This window comes from Brunnivagina elsteri CCALA 953, assembly GCF_002289455.1.
In the GTDB taxonomy this organism is placed as follows: Bacteria; Cyanobacteriota; Cyanobacteriia; order Cyanobacteriales; family Nostocaceae; genus Brunnivagina; species Brunnivagina elsteri.
The window spans coordinates 1-11,410 of record NZ_NTFS01000214.1 but is presented as its reverse complement, the minus strand read 5'-3'; the positions used below and the strand labels follow the sequence as shown (position 1 = coordinate 11,410).

Sequence of the window (11,410 nt, the reverse complement as noted above, 5' to 3'; positions counted from 1 at the left end):
AAATAATACAGATATAGATATACAAAATATCGCTGAAAAACTCGATCGAGAATTACTGCGATCGCGACATTATGAATATGCTCGTCTTCTTGGTCAACTACAAGTACCAAAAGTATTAGCTTCTCCCAATATTCCCGAAATAATTTCCCATTACAAAATTAGCTCTGGTAAAAAATGGGGTGATATTAAACATGATGTTTTAGTTAATCAACCAATTGATAGTGAGTTATTAAAGCTACTATTACAACAAGGGAAAAGTAAAAATTAAGAAGGTAAAAGAAAGATTATATTATTAGCTTTCTAGTCATTTGAGTAGAAAATATAAATCACCATTAATAAGACGTTTCACAGGAATGTCTCTATCTACTGTTATGCTGTTGCAATAATGCCTGCGCTCTCGGCTTATAAATTAAATAAAATAAAGCCTCAATATAACGTAACAAATCTTCGCGGTTTTGCTTAGATGTAAAATTCCAAAAACCATAGATTCGTGCTAGTGAAAGTAACTTATTTGTATGAATTTTCCAAGTGTAACTACTATAAACTCGCTGAATACCACTTCTAGAAATTTCCTGCCAATAATTAGAATTTTGCTGACATTTATTTATGAATTCCAAAATTTTATTAGCTATCTCCTCCAAGTTTGTCGGGTTAATCAGAAAACCATTGACTCCATTTTGAATGATTTCCAATGGTCCACCAAATTGAGTTGCAAATGTCGGTAATCCAGAAATCATTGCTTCTAAAATTGTCAAACCAAAAGCTTCAAATAATGCTGGTTGTACAAAAATACCTTGGTGATCGGCAATTACACGATAAATTTCACCGGAATCTGTCTTTGATAAACGTACTCCTAACCAGCGAATTTTACCGTGAAGATCATATTTATCAATAATGTGATAAAGCTTGATAATTTCGTCACGTTCCTCACTATCATCTGATTCTTCAACACGTAATTTACCAGCGACTAAAATCAAATTACAACATTTTTGTAATTCTTGACTTTGACCAAAACATTCTGCCAATCCAGTGATATTTTTGATTCTATCAAGACGTGCCATTGAAAAAATAGGATATTTACTGGAGTCATCTAATTTGCCATATATTTGCGTGGAATCTTCGAGGGTAAATAATATTTCCTCTAATCGTCTTCTATCGCTTTCCACTCTCTCTTGATTTCTAGAATAGGGAAAGTAATAACTCTCGCTAACCCCTGGAGGAACAACATTAAATTTAGGACTAAATAATTCAATGCCATTCACCACATGATACAAATCTGGCATGGTGAAGCACTTATATGACTCATACTGTCCAATACTATCGGGAGTGCCTACAATTTCTTGATAGGTACTGCTAATAATAAAGTTTGCTGCATTCATTGCTAATAAATCAGCAGTAAATTGCATCGAAAAATGATACTTATCCTCCAAATCTTGCCAATATAAATTACTAAATAAATATTTTGACTTTTCCAAAGCGTGAGCGATATTACACTGAGTAACTTTCATTTTTCGTGACAATAAAAAAGCGACCAAATTACCATCAGAGTAATTCCCGACTATTAAATCTGGTCTACCTTGAAATTCAGCTAATAATTGCCGCTCCGCATCAATTGCATATGTCTCCAAATACGACCAAATTTCAAATCGAGAAATCCAATTCTGAGTCATATTCGGGTTGAATTCGCGGAAGGGAACCCGCAAAATCCAAGCATTTTCAGTACCATAAATTTTTTCGAGTCGCTGGTTGCAAAGTGTTCCTTCGCTGTTAGGAATTAACCTGGATAAAATTATTACTTTAGGTATGACATTGAGTCCAGATAAACCTGCTAACTCTACATCTTCCTTAAGCTGCGCTTCCAGATTTTTGGCTTGATCGAGGACATAAACGACTTGACCACCCGTATCTGGTCTTCCCAACACCCCTTCTTGCCCAAACCATCCGTGGGGAGATACCAAAACGATTCTGAAAATCATGGGGATGCGGGAAATAAATTCTTCCAGGTTTTGTGGTGCTGGTGAATCAATTAACTCATCTAATATATTTAGTGTTTCTAAAACTCTCGCTGCTGTGTTTCCCCAACCTGGTTCAAACCCGATCATTTGCAACTGAAAGCGAAATTGTTCGTACGGTTCCTCTCCTGCTCGTGTATTTATGAGATTATTTATGAATGCGATCGCACTTTTAACTTGTTCTGAAAGTTGCTGCTGTGTCTGAATGCGATCGTTAATCAGCAGTTGAATGCCATTATATTGATGTAATTGCAAAAAGTTTAACAAACTTTCTAACCATTGTTTGGGTTCGGCAAAAAGTTTACTGGAGAGGTAACGATTCAAAAATTCTACACCTTTACCAATATTTTTAGGGTCGCGAATAACTGGTGAATAGTCGTAGAAGGGTGCAAAATCAATTTCTAATAAGTTCCCTTCGTTGGGATGGTAGCAATTAACTAATCTGTCTCGTGTATCTAATAATTCCTGTACTGACATTGATTCAATACTCAAATCTGGTGTTAATCGATAAACTTCCTGAGATGCTATTTTGGAACGAATAATAAAACAAAGATTTGAATCTTCTTGAATTATTTCTTGAGTATAATAAATTAACTTACTTAAGTTTGAATTCTGACTAAGTTCGGATTTTTTTTGGTATTTATGACAAAATTCGTTGTATAAATTTAAGATGTCGTTACGCAGTAAATATTGTTTTTCGTTAGCTCTAATTTCACTCATCAAAGAGCGTAAATCGTTTTTATCTTCACTGTTGATAATAGATTGTAGTAATTCTGACATAGTTATAAAACCAATAATACAATCAGTAGATTTTCTATTCGGTTATGGATTTGTTATCTTAATGTAAAAATAGTTTTCTGAGATATCCAAATAAAAAATATCCCAATCATGAATTTATTAATTTTATTAATCGTAACCCGCATTTCTCACAAGCAGTGAGTTCATTATTGCCAAACCTTTATCTAGCTTAGATTTCGAGCGTTTTAGACACTGCGCGAATCATAACAGCATGTTAACGGGGTATTTTATCTCAAGTCTAGGTGATATAAGGGTTTTGGGCTAGCGTTTAAATCTTTGTGAGAAATCCGGGGTAAGTGTGGGGTAACTCCTACAATTTGGGATAATTTTTTTGGTATTATCTAAGAAATATCTTATTTATGTGCATTTTGCACTCTAACTAAAGAGGTACAATTTCTAATTATTACAGTTTTGCACAGAAGCTTTGATGTGAATCGAGTATAGTCAGATACTAGAATGATGTTAAGGTAAGATATTAAAACAATTCACAATACCCTGTGGAAACGAAATTTAACTTTAATAAGGTTGATGACTTCGATAATATTTAATTTTAGTAAATTAAAGTCAAGTTTTTAATTGAAATAAGTTCTCAATTTGTGCATGTGTCTATAATAACAGCATCATCTTGAATCCTTTGGGAGATTCATATGGCTGACAGTATACATAAAGTCGAAATTCACGATCGCAGTGTGGCAAATATCCTTATTACTTCGCTTTTAATTCTCTGCGGAGTAACGGTTATCTTTCTTCTCGGTATTTTTTAATTTCTAAGAGCGTGTTTTTGGTTTACTGACAATAGACATAGGAGTGGAAAAGACGTAGAGACGTAGCATTGCTACGTCTCTACAAGTATTCTGGGTAACATTATGATTAACTTTTACCAGATGCTTAATACAAGTCAGGACAAATAAGGGAACACCAAGAAATAAATCCTCCATAATTGTAGGGGTGGGGTCTCCCCACCCTTCGTATGATAGTGTTGGTAAGTATATCATTTGAAGATTTTATTTTCTGGAAGTCCCTAAAGTCATGACGAATAAAATTAGGGCAAACAACCGTTTGCCTCTACGCTGTTTCATCGAACTGGGGACAGATATTTTTTAGAGAATAATTAATATACTATTAAATTTTGTTACAATGCCGTGACTAAAAAAGTCTTCAGCATAATGTTGACCTAGGATACGGAAAATACCTGAGCAATAATGTAATTCTATTATATAAACCTACTATGTGAAGGGCGGATGATGGGACTTGAACCCACGAATGGAGGTACCACAAACCTCTGCCTTAACCCCTTGGCTACACCCGCCATGCCTTACCTATAATATCATGTCTTAAGAGAAATTGATCCAAAAGTTGCAAAAAAAAATCAAAAAAGTCAAAAAAGGAACGGATTGAGTGAGTCAAGAGTCAGGAAATTACAGCGAATTTACGTTTAAACGCATGAAAGTCTCAACGATTATTACGTCTGTGGGGGTTTTGGGACTATTTCTGCTGGGAGTGGTAATGACTAAAACTAATCCCATTCAACCTGCATACGAGCAGTATGCTGTAGACGAACTGACTAACTATATAAAAGGCAGCGTCTGTAAGAAAACTCCTGATATTTTAGAGAAGATTGTTAATCTCAAGTGCGATAAGTTGGTTGATACGGCTAACCCGCAAATTCGCGATATTATTGCTGCGACTACCGAACGACAAGATTTTATAGTTTTTAGTATCTACCGAACCGAATTAAAGCTCAATGAATGGATTCCTTCCTATAAGTTTGAAACTGTAGGGGCATTCAATAATTTTTACACTTACAATGCTGAGGAAAAATGATACAACAATATACCGGACATTTGAAAAATTTCCGGTTATAATAAAAACGCCAGTAAATACGGTGCAAAACTGGCGCTAGTGTTATCAGGTTATAAGCAAGCATCATTGTATTCAATATACTCTGTATGCTCCACGGGGTCTGACCATTACAGGGTTTGACCCCGTATTCTATTTGGGCAATTTTTAGGTGTCGGGCAGAGACGCAAAAGCGCGAAGAAGAATGTAAGGATGAATACTAAAGTTTTGTCAGGGTTTGTTGTATTCGTTTGCTGCTGTCGTTGTCGTTGCGCTGGGAGTAGATTTTCAGTGCTTGTTCTAGAGCTTGCTTTGCTTCGACTTTCTTCTTGAGGTTTAGGAGGGAATTGCCTTTGTTTTCGTAAGCTTCGGCGTGGTTGGGGTTGCGTGCGATAATGCGATCGCAATCTTTGACTGCATCTTCAAATTTTTTCCTAGCAAACCTGGTAATACTGCGTTGGTAGTAGGCATCTATGTAGTTATTATCGATATCAATTGCACGATCGAAGTCTTTTGTGGCATCTTTAAATTCACCAATAGCATAACGTGCCATTCCTCTGTTTAAAAATGCTTCTGCCCAAGCTTCTGAATTATCGATTGCTTTGTCGTAGTCTTTAATTGCTGCTTGATAGTTCTTTAAAGAAAATTGGGCAAATCCTCTTGTATAGTAAGCTAGCGCTAATTTGGGGTTGAGACGTAATGCTTCTGATGCTTGGGTAATTGCTGCTGCGTAGTCTTTTTGCAAACGATGGATATTGGCTTTCCCTGCATATGCTTCTGGGTAACTGGAGTTAATGCTGATGGCTTTATTAAAGTCTGCTAGTGCATTGGAATAGTCTTGTTGTGCGGTACGGGTTATACCACGGTTATTGTATGCTTTAGCAAAGTTTGAGTCAATTTCCAGGGCTTTATTGTAATCTGCTAAAGCACCTGAATAATCCTGTAATTGACTTTTTGCTAGTCCACGATTTGTATATGCATCAGTATTGCGAGAGTCTATAGTTATAGCGCGATCGTAATATGCGATCGCATTCCGAAAATCCCGTTTTTGGAAACGATTATTACCCCAGCGACTAAAATCAGATGCATCTGCTTGGAAGGTATCATTGGGAAGTCTCTCCGCATCTAAGTTTGCACCTCGCAAATCGGCACCTTGAAAACTTACACCACTGAGATTTACTCCCAAAAGCTCTGTACCTCGTAGATTGGCATTACTCAAGTTTGCATTTGTTAAATTTGCCCCTCGTAATTTCCCGTTACTCAAATCAGTATTCCGTAAACTGGCAAAACTCAGGTTTGCATTCCGTAATTCGGCATTGCGTAAATCAAATCCATTCAAGTTCGCATTACTCAAATTTACGTTGCTGAGGTTTACCCCATTCAAATTGATATTCCGCAAATCGACACTGCTTAAATCAACCCCGCTTAAATTTACCCCTCGCAAATTTACATGTTCTAAACGCGCTCCTGAAAGTCTAACATTACTAAGAGATGCACCTGAAAGATTTACACCAGTCATGTTAGCGTTAGTTAAATTAGCATTGCTCAAATTTGCATTACTTAAGTCTGCACTATTTAAATCGACTCCGCTTAAATCAGCATAGCTAAAATTTGCTGAGTTTAATTCTGAGTTATCTAAATCTGCCCGACTCAAATTAGCGCTACTTAAGTTCGCATTTTTGAGGTTGACACGACTCAAATTAGAACGTTGCAATTCAGCGTTACTTAAGTCCGCACCTTGGAGATTTTGCCGACTTAAATTAGCTCCTTGTAAGTCGCATCTACGGCATTTTTTTGTGTCGATAAGTTGCTTGACATGTTCGGGTTTTTCTGCACGAATTGAGATGGTAAATAGTATGGGAGTCAAAAAACTTAATACGATTAAAAGTGATTTAAATATAGTTTTTTGGGAAGTCGAAGTTTTGCTTGATAAATTTATAAATTTCATCTTTACAAAATATAAAAATATTACATCTACTGTAAATGATGTAAGTATAGTAGTTTTTGTTCCATGTCTTTGCAAGAGATGAATTAGCTCACGCGGAGGCGCATATTCGCGGAGAATTGGTGTTATGGTTGACATATTTTTAAAGCGCAAATCCGTGGCATTAATTTTTATTAAGATGTGTTTGATTTTACTAGCAACTATGGTTTCCTACTTAAGTGTGAACTTTTGCGTTAAAGAGATGTTACGACAAAGATACTTAATACTTTTATTGGGGTTTGGATTAAATTTTAGTTATTCTCAGGTATTTGCTCAAGTTAATCGAACAACAGAGAAAAATATCCCATTTCAAATTTGTTCAGAAGCGAAAAATTGGGTACGTCCAAGTGCTACAAAACAAAAGGAATATCTGACGGGTTTAAAAAGTAGATACTCGAATGAACAAGTGAATACTTTGGGTGGAAAATATTGGACATATAATATTTTTGCATTTGTTAATTATCCTGGTGGTAGTGGAATATTTGATATTAATAATTTGTCTGGTTTGTGGAATTTGAAAAAAGGTGATGCTAGGGAAAATAAAAAATGCAATCCGATTAGTTCTATTGAAGGTAAACAGGAAGCTGATATTTGGTTATTTCGCTATCAACCAATTAACCTGAAATGGGTGAATAAAAGTTATGTAATGGTAGTTAAGCCTGTAGACAAAGGTTGGAAAAGTGTTCATTTCTCCAGACAAGAAAATCAGGAGAAACTACCGCTAACTGTGGTGACTGAAAGCGGAAAACAACTCCAATTATTGAAGTATTGAGTAAGATTTACTGTCCTCTATTTTTTCTTTTTATGTCTTGGTTAAAAATACTCTATCCAACTGCGATCGCACTTTGTTTGACTGGATTTGCTCAGAAAGCTTTTGCGGAAACATTCGATCGAGAAGTATCGCGTTTTCTATCGGGACCAGGTACGGCAATATACTTAGGTACTGGTGTAGTTCTTCCTTTGTTACAGGATGGGAATGAAGGTGGACAAAGGTCTTTACGAACTTTTGACTCTCTCAGTACGAGTACATTGCTTTGTATTAGTTTAAAGGAGATAACCCAGGTAAAACGACCTGATTCTGACTCCCGTGATAGTTTCCCCAGTTGTCATGCGAGCGCGGTTTTTGCTGTCGCTGCGATGCAGAGTCATTATCATCCTAAATCGGCTATTTTTTGGTACTCTGGTGCATCTTTGATTGCCTCTTCCCGGTTAAATCTAAATCGTCATCGTATCTCGGAAGTGCTTGTTGGTGCTGCGTTGGGATACCTAACTGCAAAGTTGGAATTGAGTCAAAAACGTGGTTTGATTTTATTTCCTTTGATTAGTAGTGATGAGAATGGAGATTCTATTGTGGGATTCCAGGTTGTTGGTTCTTTTTAATTTTAAAAATTAATTTTCTTAAACGCAAAGTAACGCGGAGGTAAGCGCGGAGGTACGCAAAGGAATATGGAGAATATTAGATTTATTTAGGAACATCTATGCGATTTTTCCAATGTTTAAATATGTCTTCTTGAATCTCTTTTTTCGCTCGTGCGATCGCATTCTCTTTTTTGACATAACGTCGCCATTTTATTTTTAATTCTAAAAATGATAAGTCTCTGTTTTGGATGCGATAATACCAGCGATTGTTTTGATTTTTGTGCAAGTGGATTTTATATCCTTTGTAGAGGTTTAAAAATCAAAATTCAAGGCATTTTGAGTATAAAAAAAATGGGGGTGATATAAATCATCCCCATTCATTGACTAAATTCTAGATTTATCTAAATTAATTAAACAAACTTACAACATTGGGACAAACTGCGACTTATCAGGAACTTCCGCATACTCAGCAACGATTTGACGTAATTCCTCACCATCGATAGTTTCCTTCTCAATGAGCAAATCAACCAAGCGATCGCACACTTCCCTCTGTTCCCGCATAATCTTCTTGGCGTTTTCGTAACACTCGTCAACAATGTCATGAATTTGCGAATCGATTCGGGTAGCAATCGAATCAGAATATTCAGAACGTGTCGTCCAATCCCGTCCCAAGAAAACCTCGCCTTGCTGACTTTCCAACGACAAAGGACCCAAATCTGACATCCCAAAACGAGTCACCATCTGACGCGCCATCCCCGTAACTTGCTGCAAGTCATTTCCAGCACCAGTAGTGACTTCCGCTTTTCCGAAAATTACTTCCTCTGCGGCACGACCACCCAAAGCACCCGTAATTCTTGCCCGTAGCTGGGAACGAGTCACCAAGCCCATTTCTTCATTCGGGGTAAACCAGGTCAAACCCTGGGCTTGTCCGCGAGGAATTAAAGTAACTTTTTGTACTGGGTCGTGGTCTTTCAATAAAGTACCCACAACTGCATGTCCAATTTCGTGATAACCAATTAAGCGTTTGCTCTTACCATCCACCAACGGTGTACCTTCCATCCCCGCCACAACACGGTCCACCGCATCATCAATTTCTAGGAGGGTAATTGCTTCTTTGCGACGACGTGCGGTGAGAATAGCAGCTTCATTCAGCAAGTTAGCCAAATCAGCACCAGTGAAACCAGGAGTTCTACGGGCGATGGTTTCTAAAGAAACACTAGGGTCAAGCTTCTTATTCCGAGCATGAACCTGTAATACTTCCAAACGACCTTTGATATCCGGTGCATCAACTGTTACTTGGCGGTCAAAACGTCCTGGACGTAACAACGCCGCATCAAGGACATCGGGACGGTTGGTAGCCGCAATAATAATGATGCCAGTGTTACCTTCAAAACCATCCATCTCCGTCAGCAGTTGGTTCAGGGTTTGTTCACGTTCATCATTACCCCCACCAATACCAGCACCACGCTGTCTACCCACTGCGTCAATTTCATCGATGAAGATAATACAGGGAGCATTCTCTTTGGCTTTCTTAAACAAATCGCGGACGCGGGAAGCACCCACACCAACAAACATTTCCACAAATTCCGAACCGGAAATACTGAAGAAAGGCACACCAGCCTCACCTGCGATCGCTTTAGCAAGTAAAGTTTTACCAGTTCCCGGAGGTCCCACTAACAGTACACCCTTAGGAATACGTGCCCCTACCGCAGTAAACTTTTCAGGTAGCTTTAAGAAGGTGACAACCTCTTGGAGTTCTTCCTTCGCTTCTTCGATTCCAGCTACATCATCAAACTTAACTCCGGTTTTCGCTTCCATCGCAAAACGCGCTTTCGATTTCCCGAAATTCATCGCTTGTCCAGGACCACCAGGAAGATTACTTGAACGACGGAACAAAAAGAACAATCCGGTAATCAATAGAACAGGGAAAATCAAATTACCCAATAATCCCCAAATTGCTCCATCATTCCGCATTGGATGCGCGTCAAAGTTTACATTCTTTTGCTTGAGCTTGATGATTAGTTCAGGAGCGCTAGCAGGTAAGTCCACACGCACACGCTGAACACGATTATCGAGTCCAGGGTCAAAAGCTTCAACAATCGCCGTTCTACCACCTTCATAAAAGTCAACACTCGTGACTCGGTTGGCATCTAGATATTCCAGGAAGCGACCGTAAGTCATGCGCGTACTGGCTGTATTCTTGCTCATGTCAGCAGGAGCGCTTGCAAAAGCCCCTTGCCAAAAGAAAAAGCCAATAACTAAAGCAGGTAATGTCCAGAGTAGTGCGACTCTCCAGGAGAATTTCATCTTAATTTTGCCTCTGCAAATACAACTTTTTGGCTTTGACGGCAGGAGATTTTATATCTACCGTATGCCCTAAACGGATATTTATAAATCCATTTTGTTTAATTTTGATGTCCTGCACAGCCTGCTTTAGGTCAAAATAGCCCTACGACATAACCATGACAGATACAATAATCTTAATTAAATTTAACTTAATTCTCATCATTTATACCAAAAGCTGTGAAAAAAGGCATTGGCAGTGTAAATAATCAATGCCTTGTACCCGAATGACACACTTGTTAAGACATACCCAGCCAGGATACAGATAACTAGTACAGGTCTGCGGAAATACAGCTACCATACCCTACGGGAAGCCGCTCCGCGTCTACAAAGTGGCTGAAAAGCCTATGAAAGGCTCTTCCTTTCTTTTGCCTCTTTACAGTATTATTCGGTATGCTTATACTCAGCCCTAAAGGGACTGAGATATAAGCGACACGGGCGATTTTAACTACTTTGACTCAGTAATTTGCAATGTATAGGGAAGATATTTATTTTTTTCGTAGGAACCAATCCAGACATTATATGTTCCTGGGAGCCATTCCCCAATAATACCGGGGTTTTTACCCGTAAAATCGTCATTACACCAACTTCCACCAGGACCACTAATTACTATGGTTGTGTCTGCTGGACTTTGGACTTGTAGTTTCAGATATTCAAAACGAGTTTTTAGTTCGATGGTGTGGTCAGGTTTTTCATCAAAAAATCCCGTACAAGGTCCAGTTGGGGTTTCCGTTCTACCTGCGATTTGCCTTCCCGATATCGAACCACCACTCATCCCCCTGAGTGGGTAAGGGTCTGGAGCAAATTTGCTACCAATTTTAGCATCACCGAAGATTGTTGGTACTTCTTGAGCTTGTACAGTAGTGCTAATCGTGGAGGTTGCCAAAACTGAAGCTAGGACTAAAGATAACTTTACTTTTTGATTTAATAAATTGTTTAACATTTGCTTTGCGATCGCATCATTTTCTAAGTGATTTAAATGACACTATTTTTACAGATTCAGTTCCCTCACTGGGGGAAATTGCTGGTGTTTATTTATGCTTAATAATTGAGATAATTAGCAAGCATTCTTTAG

Annotated in this window: 8 protein-coding genes, 1 tRNA gene and 1 pseudogene; 4 read left to right on the top strand and 6 right to left on the bottom strand. The window is 38.0% G+C overall.

Translation table 11 applies throughout. The features are described 5' to 3' along the window. Positions 1 to 268: pseudogene (locus CK510_RS18150) on the top strand (GH3 auxin-responsive promoter family protein); the annotation flags it as partial. Between the two features lie 91 nt (positions 269 to 359). Here CK510_RS18150 and CK510_RS18145 read toward each other — a convergent pair. Both CK510_RS18145 and CK510_RS18140 read right to left on the bottom strand, forming a co-directional pair. Continuing rightward, positions 360 to 2,792: a sucrose synthase gene (locus CK510_RS18145; protein ID WP_095723042.1), complete on the bottom strand. Its 2,433-nt coding sequence runs from the start codon at positions 2,790 to 2,792 to the stop codon at positions 360 to 362. A gap of 1,254 nt (positions 2,793 to 4,046) precedes the next feature. Further along, positions 4,047 to 4,119 (bottom strand) — tRNA-His (locus CK510_RS18140). A 134-nt stretch (positions 4,120 to 4,253) separates the two neighbouring features. Here CK510_RS18140 and CK510_RS18135 point away from each other — a divergent pair. After that, positions 4,254 to 4,634, top strand: coding sequence for a DUF4359 domain-containing protein (locus CK510_RS18135; protein WP_095723041.1), 381 nt, complete (start codon positions 4,254 to 4,256; stop codon positions 4,632 to 4,634). 235 nt (positions 4,635 to 4,869) lie between these two features. Here CK510_RS18135 and CK510_RS18130 read toward each other — a convergent pair whose 3' ends face one another. Next, positions 4,870 to 6,597: a pentapeptide repeat-containing protein gene (locus tag CK510_RS18130; protein WP_095723040.1), complete on the bottom strand. Its 1,728-nt coding sequence runs from the start codon at positions 6,595 to 6,597 to the stop codon at positions 4,870 to 4,872. A 124-nt stretch (positions 6,598 to 6,721) separates the two neighbouring features. On the opposite strand from CK510_RS18130, the gene CK510_RS18125 reads away from it, so the two are divergent. After that, positions 6,722 to 7,405, top strand: a complete 684-nt coding sequence (locus CK510_RS18125; RefSeq protein ID WP_095723039.1) for a hypothetical protein — start codon at positions 6,722 to 6,724, stop codon at positions 7,403 to 7,405. Positions 7,406 to 7,437: 32 nt separating this feature from the next. Further along, positions 7,438 to 8,013: a phosphatase PAP2 family protein gene (locus CK510_RS18120; RefSeq protein WP_095723038.1), complete on the top strand. Its 576-nt coding sequence runs from the start codon at positions 7,438 to 7,440 to the stop codon at positions 8,011 to 8,013. An 82-nt stretch (positions 8,014 to 8,095) separates the two neighbouring features. On the opposite strand, the gene CK510_RS31085 is transcribed toward CK510_RS18120, so the two are convergent. From CK510_RS31085 to CK510_RS18110, 3 genes are all read right to left on the bottom strand, one after another. Beyond that, a complete protein-coding gene (locus CK510_RS31085; protein ID WP_143289343.1) occupies positions 8,096 to 8,278 on the bottom strand; it encodes a hypothetical protein in 183 nt (60 codons plus the stop codon). Positions 8,279 to 8,412: 134 nt separating this feature from the next. Then, the gene (gene ftsH2 / locus CK510_RS18115; RefSeq protein ID WP_095723037.1) at positions 8,413 to 10,299 is read right to left on the bottom strand and encodes an ATP-dependent zinc metalloprotease FtsH2; all 1,887 of its coding nucleotides are present in this window, start codon (positions 10,297 to 10,299) and stop codon (positions 8,413 to 8,415) included. Between the two features lie 484 nt (positions 10,300 to 10,783). Next, positions 10,784 to 11,278, bottom strand: coding sequence for a hypothetical protein (locus CK510_RS18110; RefSeq protein WP_095723036.1), 495 nt, complete (start codon positions 11,276 to 11,278; stop codon positions 10,784 to 10,786). Positions 11,279 to 11,410: the final 132 nt, after the last annotated feature.

Excerpts from the sequence above, each read along its gene's own strand:
- CK510_RS18110 (WP_095723036.1), bottom strand. The coding sequence starts at position 11,278 with ATGTTAAACAATTTATTAAATCAAAAAGTAAAGTTATCTTTAGTCCTA.
- CK510_RS18135 (WP_095723041.1), top strand. The coding sequence starts at position 4,254 with ATGAAAGTCTCAACGATTATTACGTCTGTGGGGGTTTTGGGACTATTT.
- CK510_RS18125 (WP_095723039.1), top strand. The coding sequence starts at position 6,722 with ATGGTTGACATATTTTTAAAGCGCAAATCCGTGGCATTAATTTTTATT.
- ftsH2 (WP_095723037.1), bottom strand. The coding sequence starts at position 10,299 with ATGAAATTCTCCTGGAGAGTCGCACTACTCTGGACATTACCTGCTTTA.
- CK510_RS18130 (WP_095723040.1), bottom strand. The coding sequence starts at position 6,597 with ATGAAATTTATAAATTTATCAAGCAAAACTTCGACTTCCCAAAAAACT.
- CK510_RS18145 (WP_095723042.1), bottom strand. The coding sequence starts at position 2,792 with ATGTCAGAATTACTACAATCTATTATCAACAGTGAAGATAAAAACGAT.
- CK510_RS18120 (WP_095723038.1), top strand. The coding sequence starts at position 7,438 with ATGTCTTGGTTAAAAATACTCTATCCAACTGCGATCGCACTTTGTTTG.